Raw genomic sequence first — 25,840 nt, 5'->3', positions numbered from 1 at the left:
CTGACGCGTGCTGCTCACCGACACCCGCTCCGGCCACCCGTACCCTCCGGGCTCCCCGTCCCGGGGGCGGCGGACACGCCGGGCCGCCGTGCTGCTCGCCCTGCTGCTCGGCGTGCTCCTGAGCCTGCCCGTGGCGCTCGGCACCGCCACGCCCGCCTCGGCGCACGCCGCGCTCACGGGCAGCAGCCCGGCCGAGGGCTCCGTCGTGGACAGCGCGCCCGAAGAGGTCACGCTGAGCTTCTCCGAGGGCGTCGCGATGTCCGACGGCTCGATCCGCGTGCTGGACCCGCGCGGCAAGCGGGTCGACGAGGGCACCGTGCGCGACCTGGGCGGCGCCGACGACGCGGGCGGCGGCTCGGGGGGCAGCACCGTCAAGCGCGGCGTCGGGCTCAAGTCCGGGCTGCCGGACGGCACGTTCACCGTCGCCTGGCAGGCCGTCTCCGCCGACAGCCACCCCGTCTCCGGCGCGTTCACCTTCTCCATCGGCGCCCCCTCAGAGACCACCGCCGCCGTGCCCGAGCAGAACGCGGACGCCGGGGGCGGCACGGTGGGGGTGCTGCACGGGATCGGGCGCTACGCCGCCTACGCGGGCTTCGTGCTGCTCATCGGCGGCGCCGCCTTCGTCCTGGCGTGCTGGCCGCGCGGCGCGACGGTGCGGCCCGTGCAGCGGCTCGTGCTCACGGGCTGGGTGACGCTGACGGCGGCCACGCTGCTGATGCTGTTCCTGCGCACCCCTTATACGGGGTCGGGGGAGCTGGCGGACGCGCTCGACCTGGGCGGACTGCGCGACGCCGTCGGGACGAAGCCGGGAGCGGCGCTGGTCTCGCGGCTGCTGCTGCTCGGGGCCTCGGCGCTGTTCGTCTCGGTGCTGTTCGGGGCCTACGCGCGTGACCGGGACAGCTCCTCGCGGCGTGACCTCGTCTTCGGTCTCGGCCTGGGCGGCACGGTGGTGGCCGCCGGTCTCGGCGCGACGTGGGCCATGGCCGAGCACGCCTCCACCGGGATCCAGACGGGTCTGGCCATGCCCGTCGACGTGGTCCACCTCCTCGCGGTGGCCACCTGGCTGGGCGGGCTCGCCGCGCTGCTGGCCGCCCTCTACTGGGGTCCGCCGATCGAGCGCGCCGCCGTGCTGCGCTTCTCGCGGCTCGCGTTCTGGAGCGTGACGGTGCTCGCCGCGACGGGGCTCTACCAGTCCTGGCGCCAGGTCGGTTCCTGGAGCGCGCTGACCGGTACGTCGTACGGGCAGCTCCTGATCGTCAAGGTGGGCCTCGTGGCGCTGCTGGTCGGCATCGCCTGGATATCGCGGCGGTGGACGGCGAGGCTGGGGTCCTCGCAGGGGCGGGAGCCCGAGCGGGAGCGGACCGAGCCCGAGCCCGAACCGGAGCCCGAACCGGAGCCCGAACCCGCCGACCCGAAGCGCGCCGCGCAACTCGCCCGTCAGCGCACCGCCATGGACGCCGCCCGCCGCAAGAAGACGCGCGACGCCGACCCCGTACACGCGGGCCTGCGCCGCTCGGTCCTCGTCGAGGCGGGCATCGCCGTCGTGCTGCTCGCCGTGACGACGGTGCTGACGGGCACGGAGCCGGGCCGTACGGAAGAGGCGGCGCGCGCGGCGGGCAACGGCTCGGCGGGGGCACCGGCCGAGCGCGGCGGACCCGTCGAACTCGACGTACCGTTCGACACGGGCGGCGAGCGCGGCAAGGGCACCGCCTCACTCCAGCTCGACCCAGGCCGTACGGGCGACAACACCCTCCACCTCCTCACCACCGACCCGGAGGGGACGCCCCTGTCCGTCCCCGAGGTGAAGGTCTCCCTCACGCTGCCCGCCAAGGACATCGGCCCGATCCCCGTCACCCTGGAACCGGTGGCGGGCGAGAACGGCCACTGGGCCGCCACCGGGGTCCAGTTGCCCATGGCGGGGCGCTGGAAGGTGGCCGTGACCGTCCGTACGTCGGACATCGACCAGGTGACCGAGAACAGGACGGTGAGGGTGGGATGAGCCGGACGCGTACGTTCCGCACCGCCCGCACCGCCCGGACCGCCAGGCCCACCCGCACCGCCAGGGCCACCCGGACCGCCACACGCCCGGCGCCCACCGAACCCCTTACCGCTCCCCGTACCGACCCGCACCCGAAGGCCCGCACCTCATGACCCAGCACGACCACGAACCGCTCGAACCCCGCACCGTCTCCCGCCGCCGCCTGCTGGGCACCGTCGGCGCGGCGGGCGCGGCGGGGCTGGCGGTCGGCGCGACCGGCGGCGCGGTCGCGAGCGCCGCCGTACGGGACGAGCCGCCCACGGCCCTGACCTCGCTCGGCGCCACCCGGGTGCCGTTCCACGGCACCCACCAGGCGGGCATCCTCACCCCGCAGCAGGCACACGGCCATCTCGCCGCGTTCGACCTCGCGCCCGGCGCGGGGCGCAAGCAGGCCGCCGCGCTGCTGCGGCGCTGGTCGGCGACGGCGCGCGAGCTGATGGAGGGCGAGGCGCAGGGCGGCGGCCACGACACGGGCATCGCCCTGGACGCGGGCCCCTCCTCCCTCACCGTGACCTTCGGTTTCGGGCGCGCCTTCTTCTCCCGTACGGGTTTGAAGGACCAGCTGCCGACCGAGCTGGCACCGCTGCCGGAGTTCTCGGCCGACGCGCTCGACAAGGACCGCTCGGACGGCGAGCTGTGGGTGCAGATCGGCGCGAACGACGCGCTGGTCGCCTTCCACGCGCTGCGCGCGCTCCAGCGGGAGGCCGGGGAGACGGCGAAGCTGCGCTGGCAGATGAACGGCTTCAACCGCTCCCCCGGCGCGACCTCCCACCCCATGACGGTCCGCAATCTGATGGGCCAGGTCGACGGCTCCAACAACCCCAAGCCCGGCGAGAAGGACTTCGACGCGCGCGTCTTCGTCCCCGCCTCCGGCACGCCCGCGTGGATGGCGCACGGCTCGTACGCCGTCGTACGCCGCATCCGCATGCTGCTCGACGACTGGGACAAGCAGTCGCCGGCCGAGCAGGAGCGCGTCATCGGCCGCCGCAAGTCCGACGGCGCCCCGCTCACGGGCGGCTCCGAGGACACGGAACCCGACCTGGACAAGCGGTCGGCTGACGGCTCGCCCGTGATCGCCGCCGACGCGCACGTCCGCGTCACCTCACCGGACACCAACGGCGGCGCCGCGATGCTGCGCCGTCCCTTCTCGTACCACGACGGCTTCCGCGACGACGGCGCGCCCGACGCGGGGCTGCTGTTCATCGCGTGGCAGGCCGACCCGCTGCGCGGCTTCGTCCCTGTCCAGCGCAAACTCGACCGCGGCGACGCCCTCTCCCGCTTCATCCGGCACGAGGCCAGCGCCCTGTTCGCGGTGCCGGGCGGGCCGGGGAAGGGCGAGTACGTGGGGCAGCGGCTGCTGGAGGGATAGGGGAGGGATAGAGGGGGGGCAGAGCCGGTGACCACATGTCCCGAAGAAAGGCAACGGGTCCTGTCACGCCAGTAATCACCTGAAACGGCTGAAACGCGTGTGCTGCGTGGGGTCTTGCCGTCGCTACGGTGATCGGAAACGCCTGAAACGTTTTGGTTCGGATCAGGTGGTGTCAGGTCGCGGGTCGGGGAGGGCTCGGGGTTGAACGGGACACGGGTGGGCGGGACAGGGGTGGGCGGACCAGGAGTGGGCGGACCAGGAGTGGGGGTTCCTCTCGCGCCCGGTGCGGTGCCGCTGCTGGGGCATCTGCTCGGGCTGGCGCGGGGGCGGACGGCGTTCTTGCAGGGGCTGCGGGAGCACGGCGACATCGTCGGGATGAGGCTGGGGCGGCGCGCGTTCTACGTGCTCAACGCCCCCGAGGCCATTCACGACGTGCTGGTGGCCCAGAGCGGCAAGTTCAGCAAGGGCATGCTCTTCGATCGCGTCAGGCCGTACATCGGCAACGGACTGGCATCGTCCGACGGGCCCTTCCACCTCCGGCAGCGGCGCGCCATGCAGCCCGCGTTCCACCGGGAGCGGGTCGCGGGGTACGCGGCGACGTTCACGGAGGTCGCCGGAGCGCGGGTGGCAGGCTGGCGGCCGGGGCGGGTCATGGCCATGGAGCGTGAGATGCGCGAGCTGGCCGTCGCGCTGCTGGTGCCGACGCTCTTCCCCGTCGCCGAGGGCGCCGAGGGGTCGAAGACCGGGCAGGCCATCGAGAACCTGGGCGCGCGCGTCAGCGACGACCTCGGGATTCTCGTGCGCGGCGTGCTCCGGGCCACCATCCTGCCGCCCGCGCTGGCCGCCCTGCCGACACCAGAACGCCGGAGGTTCCTGGCCTCGGCCACGGCCCTGCGCCGGCTCGCCGAGTCGGCCGTACGGCAGGCCCGCGAGAACCCGGAGAACCACGGCGTCCTCGCGCTCATGCTCGCGCACGAGGGCGGCATGACCGACGAGGAAGCGTGCGACGAGATGCTCACCTTCCTCGTCGCGGGCGTCGAGACGACGGCGACGACCCTGGCGTGGGCCCTGCACGTGCTCGCCCGCGAACCGGCGATGGCCGACCGGATCGCCGAGGAGGCGCGGGCGGCCGGGCCGGGGCCCGGACCCGGGGCCGTCACCCCCGACGCGCTCCCGTACACCGCGCGGTTCGTCCAGGAAGTGCTGCGCCTGTACCAGCCGCTGTGGTTCATGGGGCGGCGCGCGCTGGAGACCGTGCGCGTCGGGCGGTACGAGATCCCGCGCGGGGCCGAGGTCGTCTACAGCGCCGCGACGCTGCACCGCGATCCCGGCCTCTTCCCCGACCCGCTGCGCTTCGACCCCGACCGCTGGCTGACCAGGCCCGAGAAGAACCTGCCCCGAGCCGCCTACCTGCCCTTCGGCGCGGGCAACAGGAAGTGCATCGGCGACGGCTTCGCGTGGGCCGAGATGCTCGCGGTGCTCTCCGCCGTCACCACGCGCTGGCATCTGCGCCCCGCGCCGGGACACCGCGTCCGCGCCGTGGCGGACGCGCAGATCCACCCCGACGCGCTGCCGATGACCCTCACTCCGCGAACAGCCGTCCGACCGCCCGACCAGGAGAGCTGAACTGATGCTGGACTTCCACCTGAGCGAGACCGGCCTGTTCGGCACCGCGCGGGCGCGCGACGCCCAGTTGCGGGGGCTGACCCGGTTCCTCCCGGAGGACACGCCCGAGCCGCTGGACGGCGCCGAGCTGCTGGAGACCGAGCGCACGTGCCGCCGGGAGCGGCTCGCGCTGCTCGACGCCACCGACGAGGCGTACCGGAGCGGCGCGGAGGGGCGTGCCTTCGCCGCATGGCTGGAGTCGGCCGGACCGGCCGAGCTGATCTGCACCCGCAAGGGCGACACGTCGCTGGAGGACGTGCACCGGTACATCGTCCGCGACGCCGTGCAGTGGCTCACCCTGTGGCTGGCCGGTTATCGGCAGGACCCGCTGTGGCACGCGATGGCCAAGGCGGTGGCGTTGCTGGCGGTACTGGACGACACCGTCGTACCGCCGCAGGACGTGGCGGGCGGCGTGCACCGGATCGGGGACGAGAGCCTGGGCGAGGTGCTGGACCGGGTGAAGACGCTGGGCGGCGACCGGGACGCGCGCTGGCTCGACCACGCCTACCAGGAGACGCTGTTCAGCGCGCGCATCCAGTTCCACGAGAAGTGGGCCACCGCAGGCCCCGGGCTGGCACCGCCGGACGGCTTCGACGCCATACAGGCGTACGTCCGCGAGCCGGACGTCCTGCGCGCGAGCATCGTGCGGACCTACGCGGCCGAGACCCTGCCCGTCATGCACTTGATCGCCTACTACTTCCGCCTCCCCTTCGACGGGCGCGACCAGGCGGCCTTCGTCGCGGCCGGCGTGGCCCAGACCCTCGGCATGGACATCTCCAAGGACCAGTACGGGGTCGGCGTGAAGGAGCCCACCAACTTCGGTGAACGCCCTGGCAGACACGATCAGGAGAACGTGCGGCACCGCACCGGACTCCACCGCACGTTCCTGCGCCTGACCGCCCGCTTCCAGGACGCCACCGACTTCCCCACCACCGTCTACGACCGCTACTCCCGCGTCTCCCTCTCCTACGCCCGCCTCGTGGACCGCTACGTCGAACGCCGCCACATGACCCGCCTGCCCATGAACGGCACCCTGTCCAACGTCGTGGACGATGTCCTGACGGGCCGTTAGCGGTCCGTCGGAGCCGGTGGGGACACGTCTGCGGGCGGCCTCAACGGCCTGTCCGCGCCGCCCAGTCCGTGCGGCGTCCGAGCCAGGCCGCCAACTGCCCGTAGACGTCGGTGCCGTCGGGCGCCTCGCGCACCGGGCCGAACGGGACGCCCTCTCCCCTGCGCTCCTCGCCCACGGCCAGGCGGGCGACGGCGAGCGCGAACTCCCCCGGCCCGGAGTCGAGTCCGATCTCCGTGTCCAGGGCCTGCGCCAAGTCCCAGATGTGGGTGACGTTCTCCATGACGAAGCCCGCGAGCGCGGCCCGGCCCGGCACCGTGCCCCAGGGCACGGTCATGGGGGCGTCCAGCTTCGCGTCGTCCTCCCAGGCGGCGAGCGCCAGCGCGCCGGCCTTCTCGTACTCGGCCGCCCAGGCGGCGGCGTCCCCGTCGTCGGCCGGTGCCACGGAGACGGCGGCGCCCTTGGTGCCGCCCTCCGCGACGAGGGCGACGCCGTGCATGCCCTCCACGAGGTGCGCGATCAGTGCCCGTACGTCGAACTCCTCGCACGGGGTCGCGGCACCCATCCGCTCCCTCGGCACGGCCGCGATCAGCTCGGCGAGCCGGGCCGAGGTCCGCGCGTACAGGGGGCGCGGGTCCGCCCTGTGGTCCTGGGGCGCGGGGGCCTGGGGCGCGGGGGCGTTCACTTCTGCGGTCATGGCGGCTCACTCTCCGGTCGGTGCTTTCCGGTTCCACGGCCGGGAATCCCCGGCCGCGTGAGCAGCCTGGAGCAATAACCTGACAACGGCCGTCAGGTTTTCGCGGCACCCTGGGAAGCGTGAAATCCGACCGGCTGCTCTCCATCCTCCTGCTGCTCCAGACCCGTGGCCGCGTCAACGCGGACGAGCTGGCGCGGCGCCTTGAGGTGTCCACGCGCACCATCTACCGCGACATCGAGGCGCTCTCCGCCACCGGCGTCCCCGTCTACGCCGAGCGCGGGCGGCACGGCGGCATCGCCCTGCTCCCCGGCTTCCGCACGGACGTCACGGGGCTCACGTCCGACGAGGCGCGGGCGCTGTTCGTCCTCACCGCCAGGACGGCGCAGGGCGCGCACTCGGCGCTCGGGCTGGAGGGCGCGCTCGGCTCGGCGCTGCGCAAGGTGATGGCGGCGCTGCCCGCGCCGCACCGCCCCGCGGCCGAACTCACCAGCCGCCGCATCCTCGTCGACCCCGAACGCTGGCGCGCCGGGCCGCGCTCGGCCGTCGACCTCGACACCCTGCACACGGCGGTCTTCGCCGACCGGCGCCTGCGCCTGCGCTACCGCCACGGCGGCGAGACCCGCCACCGCACCTACACCGTCGACCCGTACGGCCTGGTCTCCAAGGCGGGCACCTGGTATCTCGTCGCCGACCGCAGGGGCCGCGCCCAGCTCTTCCGCGCCGACCGCGTCGCCTCCGCCGAGGTCATGGACGCGCCCGTGCGGCGCAGGGAAGGCGTGGAGCTGGAGGACGCGTGGGAGGGGCTGCGCCGTCAGGTCGAGGAACGGCCCACGCAGGTGCGGCTCTGCGTGCGGGTGCGCAGGAGCCGTCTCGACATGTTCGCCCGCATCATGGGCCCGGCCCTGGTGGGGATGCCGGACGAGGGCGAAGGCGAGGGCGAGGGCGCGACGGACACCGTCGACGTCGAGCTGGACCTGGCCGTACTGCGCGCCGTACGGCAACTGCTCCAGTTCGGCACGGAGATCGAGGTGCTGGGCCCGCCCGAGGCGCGGGCCGAACTCGCCCGCGCCGCCGCCTCTGTCACGCGCCTCTACGAGGACGACGGGCTGGACGCGTGACGACGGAGGACGCGTACCCGTACCCGTACTCGCGCCGACGGTCAGCTCGGCAGCGGCCCGTCGTCGGAACCGGCGAGCACGGCGCGGCAGATCTCGTGCAGTTGGCCGACCTGCTCCGGTGTGAGGTGATCGAAGAGGGAGAGCCGCGCCTGCTCCACATGGCCTGGAGCCGTCGCCTCCAGTTCGGTGAACCCGGTGTCGGTGAGCGTCGCCAGCGTCGTCCTGTGGTCCCCCGAGTGGCGGCCCCTGCTCACCCAGCCCTTGTCCTCCAGCTTGGCCACGGCGTGCGACAGCCTGCTCGGCGACGAACGCGTGCGCCGCGCCAGCTCGGTCATCGTCAGCGTGCGGCGGTCCGCCTCCGAGAGCATCGCCAGGATCAGGTAGTAGGCGTGCGGCATCCCCGCGTCGCGCTGCAACTGTCGGTCCAGCGACTCCCGTACGCGCTGCGAGGCGCCCAGAAACGCCCGCCACGCCGCCTGTTCCTCGTTGTTCAGCCACCGCGTGCCCATGCGGTCAGCGTACGAGGGCGAAGGGCCGCGACATGCCCCGACGCCCCCTGGCCGACGTCACCCGTACGGCTCATTCTCAACCGGACCCCGGCCCTCCGGCCCCGCACCGCTCGGCCGGGCACGCTCGGCCGGGCACGCTCAGCCGAGCATCCGCTCCAGGACCTCGGCGATGCCGTCCTCGTCGTTCGACGAGGTGACCTCGTCCGCGACGGCCAGCAGCTCGGGGTGCGCGTTGGCCATGGCGACGCCGTGCGCCGCCCAGGCGAACATCGGCAGGTCGTTGGGCATGTCGCCGAAGGCGATCGTGTCCGCGGCCGTCACGCCCAGCCTGCGCGCGGCCAGCGCGAGCCCCTTCGCCTTGCTGAGGCCCAGCGGCAGCAGCTCGACGACGCCCTCGCCCGCCATGATCACGCCCACGAGATCGCCGACGGCGGAGCGCGCGGCCGTCGCGAGGTCGTCGTCGCCGAGGGTGGGGTGCTGGATGTAGAGCTTGTTCAGGGGCTCCGCCCACAGCACGGCCGGGTCCGTGAACGGCACGCTGGGCAGCGTCGACGCCTCGTGCTCGCGATAGCCGGGGCCCACCAGCACCTCGCCGTCCATGCCGTCGCGCGAGGCGGCCAGCGCGAGCGGCCCGACCTCGGCCTCGATCTTGGCCAGGGCCACTCCGGCGAGCTGCCGGTCCAGCGTCATGGAAGTGAGCAGCCGCCGCTCGCCCGCGTCGTAGACCTGCGCGCCCTGGCCGCAGACGGCCAGCCCCTCGTAGCCGAGGTCCTCCAGCACGTGCCTGGTCCAGGGCACGGCGCGGCCGGTGACGACGATGTGCGCGGCGCCGCGCGCGCACGCCGCCTTCAGCGCCTCGCGCGTGCGCGGCGAGATCGTGTCGTCGCCGCGCAGCAGTGTGCCGTCGAGGTCGGTCGCGACGAGGCGGTACGGGAAGGCACCGTCACCGTCGGACGAACCGGTGCGAGGCGCCGGCAGGGGCGCGGGGGAGGAGGCGGGGGCGCTCACTTCGCGACCGGCTCCAGGACCTCGCGTCCGCCCAGATACGGGCGCAGCACCTCGGGGACGCGCACGGAGCCGTCGGCCTGCTGGTGGTTCTCCAGCAGCGCGACGATCGTGCGGGGCACCGCGCACAGGGTGCCGTTCAGGGTGGCCAGCGGCCGTACCTTCTTGCCCTCGCGCATGCGGATCGACAGCCTCCGCGACTGGAACTCGGTGCAGTCCGAGGTCGACGTCAGCTCGCGGAACTTGCCCTGGGTCGGGATCCACGCCTCGCAGTCGTACTTGCGCGCCGCCGAGGAGCCGAGATCGCCGGTGGCCACGTCGATCACCTGGAACGGCAGCTCCAGACCCGTCAGCCACTGCTTCTCCCACTCCAGCAGCCGCAGGTGCTCGGCCTCCGAGTCCTCGGGCGCGACGTAGGAGAACATCTCCACCTTGTCGAACTGGTGGACCCGGAAGATGCCGCGGGTGTCCTTGCCGTACGAGCCCGCCTCGCGCCGGAAACAGGGCGAGAAGGCGGCGTAGCGCAGGGGGAGCTGCTCGGCGTCGAGGATCTCGTCCATGTGGTAGCCGGCGAGGGGGACCTCGGAGGTGCCGACGAGGTAGAAGTCGTCCTTCTCCAGGTGGTACACGTCCTGCGCGGCCTGGCCGAGGAAGCCGGTGCCCTCCATGGCCTGCGGCTTCACGAGCGCGGGCGTCAGCATCGGCGTGAACCCGGCGGCCGTGGCCTGGGCGACGGCCGCGTTGACGAGCGCCAGCTCCAGGAGCGCGCCGACGCCGGTGAGGTAGTAGAAACGCGAGCCTGAGACCTTGGCGGCGCGCTCGGTGTCGATGGCGCCGAGGAGCTGGCCCAGCTCCAGGTGGTCGCGGGGCTCGAAGCCCTCGGCCGCGAAATCGCGCGGGGTGCCGATCGTCTCGCGGACGGTGAAGTCCTCTTCGCCGCCGACAGGGACGTCCGGGTGGACGAGGTTGCCGAGGCCGCGCAGCAGTCGCTGGGTCTCCTCCGCCGCCTCGTTCTGCTCGGCGTCGGCCGCCTTGACCGCGGCGGACAGCTCGCCCGCGCGCTGGAGCAGCTCCGCCTTCTCGTCGCCCGTGGCCTTGGGGATGAGCTTGCCGAGCTGCTTCTGCTCGGAGCGCAGTTCGTCGAAGCGGACGCTGGACGTCCTTCGCCGCTCGTCGGCGGAGAGCAGGGCGTCGACGATGCCGACGTCCTCTCCACGGGCGCGCTGGGAGGCGCGCACTCGGTCGGGGTCCTCACGGAGCAGGCGAAGGTCAATCACCCCGCCAGGGTACCGGGGAGCCCGAGCGGGCCTCGACCGGATAACACGCGGCCTCACCGGTGGGGGTTTTTGCCCGTTTTGTGATGCATTGCCAATTCCGGGGAATGCGTCAAGACGAATTCCCCGACCCGCTCGAAAGGGGCACTCGCGGCATGGTGGCGGACCGATCTGGCCTGCCGGCGAAGGGAGTTGGGGCGGAGGGCGAAGCGGGGGTCCGGGCAGGGCGGCGAAAACTTATCCACAGCCTGGGGGGCTTTCCCTGTGTTTTCCACAGGGCCCGCTCTCCGCCTGTGGAAATTGAACGGCTCGTTCCGCCCGGATTTCCGGCTGGCACAGAATTCCCGGTTCAAACCGTCGCTACACACTCATTCGAGCGGGATTGGCTCACTCCAAAGAGTTGATCGGGGGAATTGGCGTGACGAGGATGGAGGTGCGGTGCTGTGGAGGACTCTGCGGTCTCCATGCGGGTTTGTCGACACTGTCCGATTCGTCTGTCGACTTATGCACAGGTCGCCCCACACCCCTGTGGATAACTCTGTGGAGTCCCTGGCGGCACGCCCGGGCGGTCTCCGGGCGGTCTCCGGGCGGCGCCCTTTGGGCCCGCCCGTCCGGGGTGCCCTCAGACCCGTCCGTCGAGGCAGCGCGTCAGCCAGTCGGCGGCCTCCACGAACTCCTCGTCCGTCGTCCCGTGCCGCAGTTCCGGGCGCACCTCGTCGGCCCGCGGATACGAGCCCAGATAGCGCACCCGGTCGCACGCCCGCTTGAGCCCCATCAGCACTTCGCCGACGCGCCGGTCCGAAACGTGGCCCTCGCAGTCGACGGAGAAGCAGTAGCGGCCGATGCCCTCGCCGGTCGGCCGCGATTCGATGCGCATCATGTTGACCCCGCGCGCCGAGTACTCCTGGAGCAGCTCCAGCAGTGCGCCCGGGTGGTCCTCGCGCAGCCAGAAGACGACGGAGGTCTTGTCGGCGCCCGTGGGCGCGGCCGGGCGCGCGGGGCGTCCCACCAGCACGAAGCGCGTCTCCGCGTTCTCCGCGTCGTGGATGTCCGTCACCAGCGGTTCGAGCCCGTAGGTGGCAGCCGCGAACTCACCGGCGAAGGCCGCGTCGTACCTGCCCTCCTGCACGAGGCGCGCGCCGTCCGCGTTGGAGGCCGCAGACTCCCACACCGCCTCCGGCAGGTTCTCCCCCATCCAGCGCCGCACCTGCGGCTGGGCCACGGGGTGGCCCGTCACCGTCTTCACGTCGTCCAGCGTCGTCCCCGGCCGCACCAGCAGCGCGAAGGCGATGGGCAGCAGCACCTCGCGGTAGATCATCAGCGGGCGTCCGCCCGACAGCTCGTCGAGCGTCGCGGTGACGCCGCCCTCGACGGAGTTCTCGATCGGTACGAGCGCGGCGGCGGCCTCCCCGTTCCGTACGGCGTCCAGTGCGGCGGGCACCGACACCATCGGGACCAGCTCACGCGTGGCCGCCTCCGGCAGGGTGCGGATGGCGGCCTCGGTGAAGGTCCCCTCGGGACCGAGATACGTGTAACGGCTCGCAGGTGACATACGGCAACGGTAGTCGGGGGCCCGAAGCCCCCGCCGTCCGTCTCACGTACCGGGCCACGGGGCCGCGGGAAGAGGCCGGCCGGAGCGGGGCCGCCGGGCCCCGTGAGGTTCGGGAGGCGAACAGTTGTAGGATGACTGGGCAACCGGGTGAATCCCGCCCAACATGATCACGGGACGACGGGCGCGAGCCCCCCGGTCCCGGGCCGGGACCCGGCCCGGACACCACGAGCGAGGAGAGCGGCATGGCACTGCGGGCAGCGGGACGTCAGTCCCTGGTCGACACGGTCGTCGACGCGCTGCGGGCCCAGCTCACCGCGGGCGAGTGGGCGGTCGGCGACCGCATCCCCACCGAGCACGCCCTCGCCGAACAGCTCCAGGTCGGCCGCAACACGGTCCGCGAGGCCGTGCGCGTCCTCGTGCATGCCGGGATGCTCCGCTCGCGCCAGGGCGAGGGCACCTTCGTCGTCTCCTGCGCCGACCCCGGCGAGATCATGCGGGGCGTGCAGCGTGCCGGGGTACGGGACGTGCTGGAGTTGCGCATCGCCCTGGAGGCCGAGGGCGCCCGGCTCGCCGCGCTGCGCCACGAGCCCGCCGACATCGCGCGGATGCGGGAGATCCTGGCGGCGCAGCGGGGCCTGGAGCGGCAGCACGAGCTGTACGCCGACTACGACGTGGACTTCCACATCGCCGTCGTCGAGGCCGCGCACAACGCGGCGCTGAGCGCGACGTACCGCTGGTTCAGCTCCTCCGTGCGCGAGGCGCTCGTCACCTCGCTGAGCGACGAGCGGATGCCGTTCATCGACGACGGTCCGCACGAGGCCCTCGTCGACGCCATCGCCTCCGGCGACCCCGAGGCGGCCGAGCGGACGGCGCGGGCGCTGCTGGACGTACCGAAACGGGCGGTCGACGCGCTGCTCGCCGAGGGGTGACCGCGCACCGCCGGGTCCGCCTTTCCGGCACCCACCGCCTTTCGTGGCCTCTCCGGCTTTCCGGCGCTCCCTTTCTTTCTCCGATCCCCATTTCTCCCTTCTCCGGCGTGGCAGCGTCGCCACAGCCCTCCTTCTCCGAGCACCACTGGAAAGAGGCAGTCTCCGTATGTCCCCACACCCTCATCAGGAAGGGCTCATAGAGGCCGAACTGATCGACGCCGAGGAGGACCTGGCACCGGTCCCCGCCGTGGCCGAGGCCAGGAAGCGGCTGCGTACGGCGCACCCCTGGCTTCTCCTCGTCGGCATCGTGCTCGCGTCGCTCAACATGCGTGCCGCGCTGGCCGGGGTCTCGCCCGTGCTCGGGGAGATCGGCGGCCACTTCGGGCTCACCGCGACCACGAGCAGCCTGGTCACGACCATTCCGCTGGTCTTCATGGGCCTGGCCTCGCCCCTGGGGCCGAAGCTGGCGCGACGCTGGGGCACCGAGGCCGTGCTCCTGGGCGCGCTGGTGCTGCTCGCGTGCGGCATCGTGCTGCGGATCGCGCCGCCCGTCGCCGCGCTGTTCGGCGGGTGCGCCGTGGTGGGCACGGGCATCGCGCTGCTGAACGTGCTGATGCCCGGCCTGATCAAGCGGGACTTCCCCGAGCGGGCCGCCGGGATGACCGCGCTGTACTCGACGGCGATGATCCTGGGCGCGACCGTTTCGGCCGCCGCCGCCGTTCCCCTGGAGCGCGCGCTGGGCGGCTGGCAGGGCTCGCTGGTCTCGTGGTCGGTGCTGGCGGCCGTGGCCGCGCTGGTGTGGGTGCCGCAGACCGTGCTCGCGCGCAGGGGCGTGCGGCACGGGGAGGCGGCGGCCGAGCGGATGCCCGCGACGGGCGCGGGCCCCGGGAGCGGCGCCGATGGCGGCCGCGAGTCCGTGCGACTCGCGCGGTCCGGGCTGGCGTGGCAGGTGACCCTCTTCATGGGGTCGCAGTCGCTCATCGCGTACGTGACCATCGCCTGGATGCCGACGATCTTCACGGACAACGGCATGAGCCGCACCACGGCGGGGCTCGTCTTCGCGTTCAGCACCCTGGTGCAGATGGTGGGCTCGTTCATCGTGCCGACGCTGGCCGGGCGGATGCGCGACCAGCGGCTGCTGGCCGTCGCCGTCGTGCTGCTGATGGCGGCGGGCGTCGCGGGGCTCCTGGTGGCGCCGGTGGCCGGTGCCTGGGTCTGGGCGGCGCTGCTTGGCGTCGGCCAGGGCGGCACGCTGGGGCTCGCGCTGACGATGATGGTGCTGCGCACGCGGGACGCGCACACGGCGGCGCGGCTCTCGGGCATGGCCCAGACGTGGGGCTATCTGCTCGCCGCCGTGGGCCCGCTGGCCCTGGGCGCCGTCCACGACGCGACGGGCGGCTGGACCGTGCCCATCGTGCTGATGCTGGCCGTCTGCGCGGGCCTGATGGCGCTCGGCCTCGGCGCGGGGCGGGACAAGAAGCTGGGCGCCGCGTAGAACGCACGCGACGGGCGGGGCGATCCGCGTACGGGGCATGGCGCGCGGCCCCGTGCCCGCCCCGGCCCCGCGCGGGCCGCCGCGCCGCGCGGACGTCCGCCCCACCGCCCCGCCCGTAGGGGCCGCGCCCGCCGAGGGGGGGGAGGAGGCGGGCGCGGCGGTCCACTACGGGCGCGGGTGTGGGCGCGAGGGCCTCACTCCTCCCCGGCCAGCGTCAGGGAGCGCAGCTTCTGGGCCGCGAGCCAGGTGCCCCCGAGGGTCACCACGGCCAGCAGCACCAGACCGGTGGGCAGCCCCACCTCGGACGTGATCTGCGCGCCGCTGCCCGCCGTCTTCTCGGCCAGCGACAGGGCCCACTGCTGCACGGACAGCGTCCGCGCACCCGGCACCAGGCTGCCGAAGAGCGCCTCCCAGATCAGCGCGTAGACGAGGCCCAGGACGACCGCGTGCCGCGAGACGGTGCCCAGCAGCAGGAACAGCGCGCTGTAGGCGACCGAGGCCACGGCGGCGGCGACCGCGTAGGCCACCGCGATCTGCTGGCTGTTGCCGTTGAGGACGAACCCGGCGATCAGTGTGGGCACCGCGGAGAAGGCGACCGTGATGCCGATGGCCACGATCAGCTTGGTGACGATGATGGTGGGCCGCTTCAGGGGCTTGGCCAGCAGATAGACGACGGAGCCGTCGTCGATCTCCGGGCCGATCGCGCCCGTACCGGCGATGACGCCGATCAGCGGAACCATCGTGGCGAGCGCGAACCCGCCCAGGAGTTCGGTGGTCACCGCGTCGTCAGCGCCGACCAGGCCGCGCACGGCGACGGCGACGACGAGCAGCAGAAGCGGCAGCGCGCACAGGATCAGTGCCCTGCGCTTGCCCAGCAGGGCCCGGTAGGTGAGCCGGGCGACAGTCGGATCGAACATCACTCGTGCTCCCTTCAGGCCGCGACGAGGTAGGAGAAGACGCTTTCCAGGGACTCGTCCGAAGGCGAGACCGTGAAGAGCCTGATGTTGTTCTCGCGCGCGACGCGCGGGAGCAGTTCGGTGAAGCGGGCGAAATCGATGGCCTGGATGCGCAGGGCCCGTTCGTTCCAGTCGAGTTCGATACCCGCGGTGGAGCCGTCGGCGATCAGCGCCGAGGCCAGCAGGCGGTCGTCGCTGGAGCGCACGAGATAGCGGTGCGGACGGTCCGTCATCAGGCGGCGGATCTTGCGGAAGTCGCCGCTGGCCGCGTGCCGCCCCGCGACGACCACCTCGATGTGCGAGGCGAGCTGCTCGACCTCCTCCAGGATGTGCGAGGAGAACAGCACGGTGCGGCCCTCGTCGCCCATGCGCCGCAGCAGGTCCATCAGGTGCATGCGCTGCCGCGGGTCCATGCCGTTGAACGGCTCGTCCAGCAGCAGCACGGACGGCTGGTGCACGAGGGCCGACGCCATCTTCACGCGCTGGCGCATGCCCTTGCTGTACGTGGAGACCTTGCGGTCCTGCGCCTGCTCCATCTCGACGGTGGCCAGCGCCTCGCGCGCCGCCGCGTCCGGGTCCGGGAGCTGGTGGAGCCGCGCGTTGGCCTGGACGAACTCCCAGCCCGTGAGGAAGTCGTACATCGACTCCCGCTCGGGGACGAGCCCGATGTGGCGGTAGACCTGCTCGTTGCGCCAGATCACCGTGCCGTCGAGGGTGACGCTTCCGGTGGAGGGCGCCAGGAAACCACCCATCATGTTGATGAGCGTGGACTTGCCCGCGCCGTTCGGGCCGAGCAGCCCGGTGACACCGGGCCCGATCTCCATGGAGATGTCGTTGACGGCGACGACGTTCCCGAACCAGCGGGACGTGTGGTCGATATGGATCGTGGTCATGGCGGTTACAGCCCGGCCTTTCGGTAGCGGCGCAGCAGCAGGGCGTACGTCCCGGCGAGGAGCGCGGCGACGAGGAGCAGATAGAACGGCGCCTGGGCGTTGGTGAGCACCTGGCCGCCGGGGAAGCCGGACTCTCCGCCGAGGAACTTCGCCTGCACGCCGTCCATGAGCGTGCCGGGCGAGGCCAGCCCGAGCCATCCGACGGCACCGGGGCTGTTCTGCTCGCTCGCGATGGCCTGGAGCGCGGTGATCAGCATGTACGGGATGGTCAGCACGGCGATGATCGCCGCGACCCCGAAGCCCCTGCGCGGGGTGACCGCGGCGACCGCGAGCCCGATGCCCGCGTGGACCACGGCGAACAGGGCGCAGAAGACGATGCCCTGCGCGAGGTCCCGGGTCTGGTCGGCGAAGTCGAGTTTCGCGAGCAGGGCGCCCGCGTACAGGATCACGACGGGCGAGGCGACGAAGAGGAAGAGCGCGGCGGCGAGGGCCGCGTACTTCGCGAGGACGTAGTCGACGCGCTCGATGGGGCGGGAGAAGTACAGCGGCACGATCTTGTAGCGCAGGTCGAGCGAGACGGCCTGGGGCGCCACGGCGGCGATGAAGATGCCGATGACGGGCTGGAGTTGCAGCACGTACGAGCTGTTGCCGAGCGGGAGTTCCTTGGCGCTGGTGGCCACGGTGACGGCGACGACGATCGCCGCCGGCAGACAGACCACGGCGAACAGGATCATCGGCAGCACCTTGGACTTGGCCGACCGGCCGAGTCCGTAGGCGCCGCGCAGCGACTGCGCGAACAGGGAGCGGCGGGCGTAGCCGCGGCCGAGGCGCGGGCCGTCGTAGCCGCGGTAGCCGATGTTGTGGATCACGTCCTCGCCGCGGGGCGCGGGCGCCGTCGCGATACCGGACGGGGTGCCGACGGGCGTGTGCTGGTCCGGGTTCTGCTGGGGCTCATGCGACATCGCCGCCGCCTCCCTTCTGCGCCTGCTGGGGCTGCTCCGGCTGGTGGGACGGCTGAGGTTGAGGGGGCGCCGCGCCGACGGTGGTGGGCGGAGCGGAGGCGGGGGCGGCGGCCGTGCGGGTCGGGGCACCGTCTTCCGCGCCGCGTGCGGGCGAGGGGGCGGGCGCGGAGGCGTCCGCGTCCGCGAAGACCTCGGCGATGCGGTGGCGGCGCTGTTCCATGCGGACGAGACCGAGCCCGAGATCGGCCACGGTGTCCCGGATGGTGTCGAAGACGGCCTCGTCCGACGCGTCCACCATGATCAGGTGTCCGGCTCCCGGCGCGCCCGCGCCCGCCGCCGCCGGTGCCTCGACGGCCAGCCCCGCGCGGGCCAGCGCGGCGCGGAGCGTCGCGGTCCCGTCCGGGTGCGTCTCGGTGTCGGTGACCTCCACGGCCAGCGACGTCGTCCGCTGTGTGAAGTCAGCGGTGGAGGAGGCGCGCAGCAGTTTGCCGCCGTCGATGACGACGACGTCGTCGCAGGTGCGCTCCAGCTCGCCCAGCAGGTGCGAGGTGACCAGGACCGAGATCCCGAAGTCCGTGTGGACACGGCGGATGAGACCGAGCATCTCGTCACGCCCCGCCGGATCGAGCCCGTTGGTGGGCTCGTCCAGAAGCACGAGCTGGGGGTCGTGGACGAGTGCCTGGGCCAGCTTGACGCGCTGCTTCATGCCCGTCGAATAGCCGCCCATGGGCCTGTACCGCTCCTCGTACAGGCCGACGTGGCGCAGCGTGTCCGCGGTGCGCTCGCGGGCCGCCGTCGCGGGCAGCCCGGACATCCGCGCCATGTGGACGACGAACTCCGTGGCCGAGACGTCCGGCGGCAGGCAGTCGTGCTCGGGCATATAGCCGACGCGCTCGCGGATGGCCAGGCCCTCCCGCGAGACGTCCAGACCGAGGACGGTGGCGCTGCCCTCCGTCGCCGGGGACAGCCCCAGCAGAATCTTGATCAAGGTCGATTTACCGGCCCCGTTGGCGCCCACCAGGCCGGTCACACCTGGTGTGACGCCCACGGTCAGCCGGTCCAGTGCGGTCACCCGTGGGTACCGCTTGGTCAGGCTCTCTGTCGCGATCACAGTCACGCAGACGACGCTAACGCCCATGTGGGGTGCGTCACGTCCCCCCAGGGTCTGGAGAAAAAGTAGTTCCCGAGGCTGAGATGCCCCTAGGGGGTCCTCCGCGAGCGGGAGCCGGGTCTCGGGGTCGGCCCGTCACGGCCTGTTACCTCGGGTATCCACAGGCGGTGCACATGTCTTGACGCCGCCACGTTCTGTTGTCACATTCATCAGTGTCAAGTTACGGCGACGGATCGCGCTCAGGGACGGGACGGTTGGCCATGCCCGCAGCAGTGAACGGACGGCAAGTCTCCGCTGACCTGCGGGGATTCAGAGAAGTGCAGCAGCTCAGCTACGCGTGCGCGGAGGCGGTGGCCGCGCAGCTCAGGCCGGGGGTGACCGAGCGCGAGGCGGCCGGAATGCAGCGCGAGTGGCTGCGGGAGCGCGGGGTGCGGGACTGGTTCCATCTGCCCTTCGCCTGGTTCGGGGACCGCACGGCGTTCACGGGATTCAAGGTCCCGCTCCAGTTCTTCCCCACGAACCGGAAACTGGAGCCTGGCATGCCCTTCATCCTGGACATGGCACCTATCCACAAGGGCTATACGGCCGACATCGGCTATTCGGGCTGCCTCGGCCTCAACCCCGTCCACGACCGGCTGCTGTCCGATCTCGAGGCGCACCGCGAGCTGATACTGCGCCAGGTGCGCGAGCGCCGCCCCCTCCGCGCGATATACGAGGCGGTCGAGCGCCTGATGGTCAGGCAGGGCTTCGCCAACAGGCACCGCGCGTATCCCTTCGGCGTCATCGCGCACAAGGTGGACCGCGTCAGTGACCGCCGCTGGTCACCGACCCTGTTCGGCTTCGGCACCAACTCCCTGAAGGGCCTGGCCAAGGACGCGCTGCACGGGCACAGGGACGGCTGGTCCCCGCTGTGGTCGCCGTACAGGTTCTCCGACCACCCGCCGCAGCCCGGCCTGTGGGCCGTCGAACCGCACCTCGGATTCCGGGGCACGGGCGCCAAGTTCGAGGAGATCCTCGTCGTCACCGACTCCCGGGACCCGGAGGAGAGCGCCTTCTGGCTCGACGACGACCTGCCGCACGTCCGCCGCTGGAGGGAGGAGGCGAGGGCCGCGTGAAGGGGACAGACGACGAGGGCCGAGGCGAGCCCGGCCGAGGACGCCAAGAACAAGATCACAAGGACGGGCATCGAACCCAGTACGGACACGGGCAGGACCACGGCCACGGAGAGAGCAGGGACCAGATGAGAAGCGGAGACAGCGGCGACAGGGGCAGGATCGCCCTCGCCGCGGCGCGCGAGCGCCGGGTGCGCACACGCGAGGGCGTCGAGCTGTGCGTGGCCGAGCTGGGCGACAGCACGCAGCCGACCATCGTCCTCGTGCACGGCTTCCCGGACAGCAAGGAGGTCTGGTCCGAGGTGGCGGCGCGCCTGGCGGACCGCTTCCATGTCGTGCTCTATGACGTGCGCGGCCACGGCCGTTCGACCGCGCCCAAGCCGCTGCGCGGAGGCTTCACGCTGGAGAAGCTGACCGACGATTTCCTGGCCGTGGCGGACGCGGTCTCTCCCGACCGGCCCGTCCACCTGGTCGGTCACGACTGGGGCTCCGTGCAGGGCTGGGAGTTCGCCACGGTCAAGCGGACCGAGGGCCGCCTGGCCTCCTTCACCTCGATGTCAGGGCCCTCGCTCGACCACTTCGGGCACTGGATCAAGAAGCGTGTCTCCCGCCCCACCCCCCGCCGGATCGCGCAGGCCCTGGGCCAGGGCGTCCGGTCCTGGTACGTGTACGCGCTGCACACCCCCGTGCTGCCCGAACTGGCCTGGAAGGGCCCCCTCGCCAAGCAGTGGCCGAAGATCCTGGAGCGGATGGAGAAGGTCCCGGCCAACGGCTATCCCACCGCCTCCCTGCCCACGGACGCCGCACACGGCGCCTGGCTCTACCGCGACAACGTGCGCTCCCGGCTGCGCCGCCCACGCAACGACTGCTACGCGCACACGCCCGTCCAGCTCATCACCCCGACGGGAGACCTGTTCCTGAGCGAGCGGCTCTACGACGAACTGGAGCTGTGGGCACCGAACCTGATCCGTCGCACCCTGCCGGCGAAGCACTGGATACCCCGCACCAGGCCCGATCAACTGGCCACCTGGATACGCGACTTCGTGACCAGCAACGAGTCGGGCGTGCCCGTCGTCGAGCATCCGCCGAGCGGACCGTACGCGGATCGCTTCGCCGGTCAGCTCGTGCTGATCACCGGCGCGGGCAGCGGCATCGGGCGGGCCACCGCGTTCTCCTTCGCCGAGGCGGGCGCACGCATCGTGGCCGTGGACCTGGACGCGGAGAGCGCGGCGCGCACGGCGGACATGGCACGGCTCATCGGGGCGCCGGAGGCGTGGGCCGAGACGGTGGACGTCAGCGACGAGCAGGGCATGGAGAAGCTGGCGCTCAAGGTCGCCGCCGAGTACGGCACGGTGGACGTGCTGGTCAACAACGCCGGGATAGGCGTCTCCGGCTCCTTCCTGGACACCAGCGTGGAGGACTGGAAGAAGACTCTGGACGTCAATCTGTGGGGCGTCATCCACGGCTGCCGTCTCTTCGGCAAGCAGATGGCCGAGCGCGGCCAGGGCGGTCACATCGTCAACACCGCGTCGGCCGCCGCGTTCCAGCCCTCCAAGGCGCTGCCCGCCTACAGCACCTCGAAGGCGGCGGTGCTGATGCTGAGCGAGTGCCTGCGCGCGGAGCTGGCGGGCACGGGGATCGGGGTCTCGGCGATATGTCCGGGCATCGTCAACACCAACATCACCAGGAGCGCACGCTTCGCGGGGGTGGACGAGAAGGAGCAGCGCAAGCGCCAGGAGCGCAGCTCACGGCTGTACGGGCTGCGGAACTATCCGCCCGAGAAGGTCGCCGAGGCGATCGTGCGCGCGGTCGTCCGCGATCAAGCGGTCGTCCCGGTGACGCCTGAGGCCAGGGGCGCACGCCTGCTGTACCGCCTCTTCCCGGGCGCGCTGCGCGCCGTCGCACGCGTCGAGCCGCCCATCTGAGCGCGGGGCGTGCGGGGCACTCGTCCAGCATGGTGCCGTTGAGCGTTGAGCGGTGGGCGGCCGGGGCGGTGAGCCGGTCGGCCCGGCGCCCGGCCGCCCGGCACCGCGCGGAGAGGCCCGCGCGAGCCGCGCGAGCCCGCGCGGGTGCGCAGGGGACAGACAAGGGACGCACAGGGGAGGCGGAAAGTGCCGTCTCCGTGAGGGAGTTGGGGCGAATGGACCAGGCGGAGTACCGGATCGAGGATCTGGCCCACCACAGCGGCGCCACCGTCCGCACCATCCGGGCCTACCAGGACCGGGGCCTGCTCCCCAAACCCGAGCGTCGCGGCCGGGCGAACGTCTACGACGACACCCACCTGGCCCGGCTGCACCAGATAGCGGACCTCCTGGACCGCGGCTACACCCTGGCGTCGATCAAGGAGTTGCTCCAGGCGTGGGACGAGGGGCGGGGGCTGGGCGGTGTCCTCGGGCTCGTCGCGGAGGTGGACGGCCCCTGGACCGACGAGACCTCGGGCCGGATCACCCGCACCGAGCTGCACGCGCTGTTCGCGGGCCCCCACGCGGGGGACGGCGGGGAGGAGGGCGAGGCCGGGCAAGCGGGGGACGAGGGGGACGAGGAGGCGGTCGCCGAGGCGGTCGCGCTCGGCGTCCTGGTCCCCGTGCCGGGGCACCCAGACGAGTTCCAGGTGCCCAGTCCGCAAGAACTGGAGGTCGCCGCCGAGCTGCACACCGCGGGGGTGCCGCTGCTGGCCATCATGGAGCACCTGCGGGAGCTGCGTTCCCAGGTCGAGCACATCGCGGCCCGCTTCCTGGACTTCACCAACGAACACGTCTTCATCCGCTATCTCGGCCACCGCCCCAGCGACGCCGACGCCACCGAGGCGGCGGATCTCGTGCGGCGGCTGCGTCCGCTCGCGCAGCAGACCGTGGACGCCGAACTCGCCCGCGCGATGCGGCTGTTGGCCACGCGCAACCTCCGCGACCACCTGCGTACGGCAGCGGCGGCCCCGCCGCCGGGCGGCGAGGCCGAGCTGTCGACGGAGCCGGTACGGCTGCCGGTGGAGGTGCTGGCGGCGGTGCGGTCCCTCGTGGGCACGGAACGGGCGGCGGCCTTCATCGCCGCGGCGGCCGACCGCGAGGTGCAGGCCCGCACCATGGACCGGCTCACGGCCGACAGAAACCGGGAGGAGTGATCCCGTAGCCACGCCGGGATTCCAGCGTCGGCACCGTCCCTAGCCCCAAGCCTGACCGGAGTCCGCACCCGGAGGCCACGCCGGAACCGGGCCGAGGCCCGCACCCGGAGGCCGCTCCAGAACCGGACCGGGCTCCACGCCAAAACCCGCGCCAGAACCGAGCCGGAGCCCGCGCCCCGAACCTGCGCCGGAACCGGGCCGAGATCCAAGGGCCTGACCGGGACCGAGGCCCGAGCCCGAACCGGGCCGGGCCGGAGTCCGCACCCGGACCCCGCGCCGGACCGGGACCTGGGCCCGCGCCCGAACCCGGGCCGTCGCAGGGTCGGAGCAGGCCCGCGCTCCAACCCGCGCCGGAACCCGGCGCCGGGGTGGTCAAGGGGGCGCTCGTTCCTGCCCATTGACGCGCGGGTGTGGACACACCAGCGTAAGACCCCCGAAACAGACGGACGCACCCACAGGCCACAGGGGGTCATCATGCGAAGACGCGGCTTTGTCACCGGGATCGGTCTGACCGCGCTCGGCGCGGCCGGACTCGGACTTGGTCCGGCCTCCACCGCGTACGCGCTGCCCGGGAGGCATCGCGGAAGCCGCCCCGCAGCGGGGACCGGTGCGCTGCTCCAAGGTGAGTGGCAGCGGGTCGGCGCGCCCGAGGGCACGCCGGCCGCGCTGCTGAACGACGTCGCCGCGTCGGGCCCCGGCTCGGCCTGGGCCGTCGGCGAGGACAACATCCCCGGCGGCATCCCCCGCGGACGCCCCCTCGCGCTGCGCTGGGACGGCGCGGCCTGGGCGCGTACGGACGTCTCGCACCTGGGCATCGGCGGGGCGCTCGTCGCGGTGGCCGCCGGGCCGGACGGCCGGGCGTGGGCGCTCGCCGACGACGGCGCCGCCACCTCCCCCGTCACCCGCCTCCTCGCCTGGGACGGCTCCCGGGACGGCGGCACCTGGCGCGAGGTCCCCTACCCCGGCAGGGGCGAGGCGGGCACGGCGCTGAACGCGGTGGCGGTCGGGCCCGACGGCCGCGTCTGGGTCGCCGGGAGCAAGGGCGGCCGGGCGGGGCTGATGTGCGGGGACGGGTCAGCATGGCACTGGGTCAAGCCGGTTCCTGACGAGGCGTCGCCCGTTCCGTACGGGGTGCACATCGCCTCCTCGGGCGACATCTGGATCTCCGGCCCCGTCATCGCGCGCTGGGACGGCCGCGACTGGACCGTGCTGCCGCCCGTCCAGGCCATCCGCCTCACCGTCACCGACCTGCTGCCCTCCGCGCCCGACGACGTGTGGGTCACGGGCGCCGCGTTCGGCGTCGGCGGCCCGCCCGACAAGCCCCCGGGCATCGTGCTCCAGCGCTGGAACGGCACCGAGTGGACGTCGTGGAGGGACCGCGCCCCGTTCACCGTCGGCGCGCTGACCTCGATCTGTGCCGACGCGCGGGGCCGCCCCGCACTGATCTCGGGCTGGGACTTCTGGGACCAGAGCCGCTCCCACTACCTGCGCTGGGACGCGGCGGCCGAAGCCTGGACCAGCCAGCGCGGCCCGGCGACACCGGAGATCAAGCCCCTGATGAACAACGTCACCGCCATCCCCGGGACGGACGGGTTCTGGTCGGTCGGCACGACGTCGCGCTACGCGTATCCACCGGCTCAACTGCACGTCGAGCGCTACGCGTAGGCGGAGAACAGCCGGAGGGAAAAACGGCGTGCCGTGCGCCGTGGCGCGCGGCACGCTGGCCGCATGAACGAGCAACGCGACACGAGGATCTCGAAGTACCTCGCCCGCCATCTGCGCCACGACCCAGCGCGGATCGGCATCCGCCTCGACGAGCACGGCTGGGTGGACATCGACGAGCTGATCGGCGCAGCCGCAGCGCACGGATTCCGCTTCAGCCGCGCCGAGTTGGCCGAGGTCGTCGCCACGAACGACAAGCGGCGCTACGTGATCGACGCGGACGGCGTCCGTATCCGCGCCCAGCAGGGGCACAGCGTCGAGGTGGACCTCGGGCTGCCGCCCGTCGAGCCGCCGGAGTGGCTCTACCACGGGACCGTCGGCCGGGTCGTGGGCGCGATCCGGGAGGAGGGGCTGCGGGCCATGGCGCGGCACGACGTCCACCTCTCGCCGGACCGCGAGACGGCGGTACGGGTCGGGGCGCGGCGCGGTCGGCCTGTGGTGCTCCCCGTCGCGGCGGGCGCCATGCACCGCGACGGACACGCGTTCCGCGTCACGGGGAACGGGGTCTGGCTGGTGGCCGCCGTGCCGCCCGCCTATGTGAGCTTCCCGGGCTGAAACCCGGACCTCCCCTCCCCTCCCCTCAACTAAAGAGTCCGCTCACAGGCCCGGCGCGCCCCAGACGGGGAACCAGCGCCCCAGGTCCTTCTCGACGGTCAGGTCATCGGCGAGCAGCCCGCTGGCCTGGATCTCCAGCGCGTTGTCCCGCTTCTCGCCCCCTCCGGGCACGGGCGCGAAGGGGTAGAAGGTGCCGCGCTTGTAGAGGTAGACCAGCGCGAGGGAGCGCCCCGCACCGCCCTCCTCCCTGAACCCGACGAGGGAACACAGCAGTTGGGGCCCGAAGCCGCCCTCGGCCAGCAGGGTGTTGACCACGTGCAGGTCGTTGACCAGTGAGGCCATGTCCTCCGGCGTGTGGCGTGCCAGCAGCCAGGTGTAGCCGTAGTCGTCCTGGCTGAACTCGACGGGGACACCGCCGCGTTCCGTGTCCGCGTCCAGCAGCGCCCGCACGTCCTGGCGCAGCCGCGCGAACGCGCCGCCTTCCACCGTCGCGAAGCAGACCGAGCCCAGACCCGTCGGGACCAGTCCCGCACCGGCCTGGAGCGTGACGGCGGCCGAGGGGAGGGCGAAGAGCTGGTCGAGATCGGGCCGCACCGGCTTGCTGCGCCCGAGGATCGCGTCCAGAAAACCCACGTCGTCTCCCTACTTCCCGTGTCCCGGTCCCCCGTGTGCCTGCCTCCCGTGTCCCCGC

General features: G+C 72.7%; 22 protein-coding genes. 12 read left to right on the top strand and 10 right to left on the bottom strand.

The genetic code is table 11. The features are described 5' to 3' along the window. The first annotated feature begins 7 nt into the window (after positions 1-7). The 4 genes from ACWGJ2_RS04000 to ACWGJ2_RS03985 all read left to right on the top strand — a co-directional run bounded on the left by ACWGJ2_RS04000 (position 8) and on the right by ACWGJ2_RS03985 (position 6,144). A complete protein-coding gene (locus ACWGJ2_RS04000) occupies positions 8-1,999 on the top strand; it encodes a copper resistance protein CopC (RefSeq protein WP_453344348.1) in 1,992 nt (663 codons plus the stop codon). Positions 2,000-2,147: 148 nt separating this feature from the next. Continuing rightward, entirely contained in the window at positions 2,148-3,407 is a 1,260-nt protein-coding gene (gene efeB / locus ACWGJ2_RS03995) for an iron uptake transporter deferrochelatase/peroxidase subunit (protein ID WP_453344347.1), read from the top strand. A 261-nt stretch (positions 3,408-3,668) separates the two neighbouring features. After that, positions 3,669-5,033 (top strand): cytochrome P450, encoded by a 1,365-nt coding sequence (locus ACWGJ2_RS03990; RefSeq protein WP_453344346.1) that lies wholly within the window; start codon positions 3,669-3,671, stop codon positions 5,031-5,033. Positions 5,034-5,037: 4 nt separating this feature from the next. After that, positions 5,038-6,144 carry a hypothetical protein gene (locus ACWGJ2_RS03985; protein ID WP_453344345.1) on the top strand — a complete coding sequence of 369 codons (1,107 nt, stop codon included), beginning with the start codon at positions 5,038-5,040 and terminating at the stop codon, positions 6,142-6,144. Positions 6,145-6,184: 40 nt separating this feature from the next. On the opposite strand, the gene ACWGJ2_RS03980 is transcribed toward ACWGJ2_RS03985, so the two are convergent. Beyond that, on the bottom strand, positions 6,185-6,838 hold the full coding sequence (locus ACWGJ2_RS03980) for a TIGR03086 family metal-binding protein (protein WP_453344344.1): 654 nt from the start codon (positions 6,836-6,838) through the stop codon (positions 6,185-6,187). Between the two features lie 119 nt (positions 6,839-6,957). On the opposite strand from ACWGJ2_RS03980, the gene ACWGJ2_RS03975 reads away from it, so the two are divergent. Next, positions 6,958-7,956: a helix-turn-helix transcriptional regulator gene (locus tag ACWGJ2_RS03975; protein WP_453344343.1), complete on the top strand. Its 999-nt coding sequence runs from the start codon at positions 6,958-6,960 to the stop codon at positions 7,954-7,956. Positions 7,957-7,997: 41 nt separating this feature from the next. Here ACWGJ2_RS03975 and ACWGJ2_RS03970 read toward each other — a convergent pair whose 3' ends face one another. From ACWGJ2_RS03970 to pheA, 4 genes are all read right to left on the bottom strand, one after another. Beyond that, complete coding sequence (locus ACWGJ2_RS03970) at positions 7,998-8,465, bottom strand: MarR family winged helix-turn-helix transcriptional regulator (RefSeq protein ID WP_453344342.1); 468 nt, start codon at positions 8,463-8,465, stop codon at positions 7,998-8,000. A 138-nt stretch (positions 8,466-8,603) separates the two neighbouring features. Then, positions 8,604-9,443, bottom strand: a complete 840-nt coding sequence (locus ACWGJ2_RS03965; protein WP_453344475.1) for an HAD family hydrolase — start codon at positions 9,441-9,443, stop codon at positions 8,604-8,606. A 26-nt stretch (positions 9,444-9,469) separates the two neighbouring features. Beyond that, complete coding sequence (serS, locus tag ACWGJ2_RS03960; protein ID WP_453344341.1) at positions 9,470-10,747, bottom strand: serine--tRNA ligase; 1,278 nt, start codon at positions 10,745-10,747, stop codon at positions 9,470-9,472. A gap of 619 nt (positions 10,748-11,366) precedes the next feature. Further along, the gene (gene pheA, locus ACWGJ2_RS03955; protein ID WP_453344340.1) at positions 11,367-12,296 is read right to left on the bottom strand and encodes a prephenate dehydratase; all 930 of its coding nucleotides are present in this window, start codon (positions 12,294-12,296) and stop codon (positions 11,367-11,369) included. Between the two features lie 242 nt (positions 12,297-12,538). Between pheA and ACWGJ2_RS03950 the strand changes: the two genes are divergently transcribed. Further along, on the top strand, positions 12,539-13,225 hold the full coding sequence (locus ACWGJ2_RS03950; protein ID WP_453344339.1) for a FadR/GntR family transcriptional regulator: 687 nt from the start codon (positions 12,539-12,541) through the stop codon (positions 13,223-13,225). 166 nt (positions 13,226-13,391) lie between these two features. Beyond that, a complete protein-coding gene (locus ACWGJ2_RS03945) occupies positions 13,392-14,720 on the top strand; it encodes a CynX/NimT family MFS transporter (RefSeq protein WP_453344338.1) in 1,329 nt (442 codons plus the stop codon). 194 nt (positions 14,721-14,914) lie between these two features. Here ACWGJ2_RS03945 and ACWGJ2_RS03940 read toward each other — a convergent pair whose 3' ends face one another. The 4 genes from ACWGJ2_RS03940 to ACWGJ2_RS03925 are packed head-to-tail and all read right to left on the bottom strand — an operon-like array spanning position 14,915 to position 18,642. Continuing rightward, positions 14,915-15,637, bottom strand: a complete 723-nt coding sequence (locus tag ACWGJ2_RS03940; RefSeq protein ID WP_453344337.1) for an ABC transporter permease subunit — start codon at positions 15,635-15,637, stop codon at positions 14,915-14,917. Between the two features lie 14 nt (positions 15,638-15,651). After that, complete coding sequence (locus ACWGJ2_RS03935) at positions 15,652-16,569, bottom strand: ABC transporter ATP-binding protein (protein ID WP_453344336.1); 918 nt, start codon at positions 16,567-16,569, stop codon at positions 15,652-15,654. Between the two features lie 5 nt (positions 16,570-16,574). Further along, positions 16,575-17,531 (bottom strand): ABC transporter permease, encoded by a 957-nt coding sequence (locus ACWGJ2_RS03930; RefSeq protein ID WP_453344335.1) that lies wholly within the window; start codon positions 17,529-17,531, stop codon positions 16,575-16,577. After that, on the bottom strand, positions 17,521-18,642 hold the full coding sequence (locus tag ACWGJ2_RS03925; RefSeq protein ID WP_453344474.1) for an ABC transporter ATP-binding protein: 1,122 nt from the start codon (positions 18,640-18,642) through the stop codon (positions 17,521-17,523). Before ACWGJ2_RS03925 ends, ACWGJ2_RS03930 begins: the two co-directional genes overlap by 11 nt. Before the next feature lie 260 nt (positions 18,643-18,902). On the opposite strand from ACWGJ2_RS03925, the gene ACWGJ2_RS03920 reads away from it, so the two are divergent. From ACWGJ2_RS03920 to ACWGJ2_RS03900, 5 genes are all read left to right on the top strand, one after another. After that, on the top strand, positions 18,903-19,757 hold the full coding sequence (locus ACWGJ2_RS03920; RefSeq protein WP_453344334.1) for a M24 family metallopeptidase: 855 nt from the start codon (positions 18,903-18,905) through the stop codon (positions 19,755-19,757). A gap of 125 nt (positions 19,758-19,882) precedes the next feature. Beyond that, positions 19,883-21,679, top strand: a complete 1,797-nt coding sequence (locus tag ACWGJ2_RS03915; protein ID WP_453344333.1) for an SDR family oxidoreductase — start codon at positions 19,883-19,885, stop codon at positions 21,677-21,679. Positions 21,680-21,894: 215 nt separating this feature from the next. Continuing rightward, positions 21,895-22,872, top strand: a complete 978-nt coding sequence (locus ACWGJ2_RS03910) for a MerR family transcriptional regulator (RefSeq protein ID WP_453344332.1) — start codon at positions 21,895-21,897, stop codon at positions 22,870-22,872. Positions 22,873-23,346: 474 nt separating this feature from the next. Continuing rightward, on the top strand, positions 23,347-24,537 hold the full coding sequence (locus ACWGJ2_RS03905; RefSeq protein WP_453344331.1) for a hypothetical protein: 1,191 nt from the start codon (positions 23,347-23,349) through the stop codon (positions 24,535-24,537). 63 nt (positions 24,538-24,600) lie between these two features. After that, positions 24,601-25,149, top strand: coding sequence for an RNA 2'-phosphotransferase (locus ACWGJ2_RS03900; RefSeq protein ID WP_453344330.1), 549 nt, complete (start codon positions 24,601-24,603; stop codon positions 25,147-25,149). A gap of 42 nt (positions 25,150-25,191) precedes the next feature. Here ACWGJ2_RS03900 and pspAB read toward each other — a convergent pair whose 3' ends face one another. Then, entirely contained in the window at positions 25,192-25,782 is a 591-nt protein-coding gene (gene pspAB / locus ACWGJ2_RS03895) for a PspA-associated protein PspAB (RefSeq protein ID WP_453344329.1), read from the bottom strand. Positions 25,783-25,840 lie beyond the last annotated feature (58 nt).

This window comes from Streptomyces sp. NPDC054796, assembly GCF_053611545.1.
This window is presented reverse-complemented; position numbering and strand designations above follow the sequence as displayed.

Coding starts and splice junctions, on each gene's coding strand:
- efeB (WP_453344347.1), top strand. CDS start 2,148: ATGACCCAGCACGACCACGAACCGCTCGAACCCCGCACCGTCTCCCGC.
- ACWGJ2_RS03985 (WP_453344345.1), top strand. CDS start 5,038: ATGCTGGACTTCCACCTGAGCGAGACCGGCCTGTTCGGCACCGCGCGG.
- ACWGJ2_RS03980 (WP_453344344.1), bottom strand. CDS start 6,838: ATGACCGCAGAAGTGAACGCCCCCGCGCCCCAGGCCCCCGCGCCCCAG.
- ACWGJ2_RS03970 (WP_453344342.1), bottom strand. CDS start 8,465: ATGGGCACGCGGTGGCTGAACAACGAGGAACAGGCGGCGTGGCGGGCG.
- pheA (WP_453344340.1), bottom strand. CDS start 12,296: ATGTCACCTGCGAGCCGTTACACGTATCTCGGTCCCGAGGGGACCTTC.
- ACWGJ2_RS03950 (WP_453344339.1), top strand. CDS start 12,539: ATGGCACTGCGGGCAGCGGGACGTCAGTCCCTGGTCGACACGGTCGTC.
- ACWGJ2_RS03945 (WP_453344338.1), top strand. CDS start 13,392: ATGTCCCCACACCCTCATCAGGAAGGGCTCATAGAGGCCGAACTGATC.
- ACWGJ2_RS03940 (WP_453344337.1), bottom strand. CDS start 15,637: ATGTTCGATCCGACTGTCGCCCGGCTCACCTACCGGGCCCTGCTGGGC.
- ACWGJ2_RS03935 (WP_453344336.1), bottom strand. CDS start 16,569: ATGACCACGATCCATATCGACCACACGTCCCGCTGGTTCGGGAACGTC.
- ACWGJ2_RS03930 (WP_453344335.1), bottom strand. CDS start 17,531: ATGTCGCATGAGCCCCAGCAGAACCCGGACCAGCACACGCCCGTCGGC.
- ACWGJ2_RS03920 (WP_453344334.1), top strand. CDS start 18,903: ATGCCCGCAGCAGTGAACGGACGGCAAGTCTCCGCTGACCTGCGGGGA.
- ACWGJ2_RS03915 (WP_453344333.1), top strand. CDS start 19,883: ATGAGAAGCGGAGACAGCGGCGACAGGGGCAGGATCGCCCTCGCCGCG.
- ACWGJ2_RS03910 (WP_453344332.1), top strand. CDS start 21,895: ATGGACCAGGCGGAGTACCGGATCGAGGATCTGGCCCACCACAGCGGC.
- ACWGJ2_RS03905 (WP_453344331.1), top strand. CDS start 23,347: ATGCGAAGACGCGGCTTTGTCACCGGGATCGGTCTGACCGCGCTCGGC.
- ACWGJ2_RS03900 (WP_453344330.1), top strand. CDS start 24,601: ATGAACGAGCAACGCGACACGAGGATCTCGAAGTACCTCGCCCGCCAT.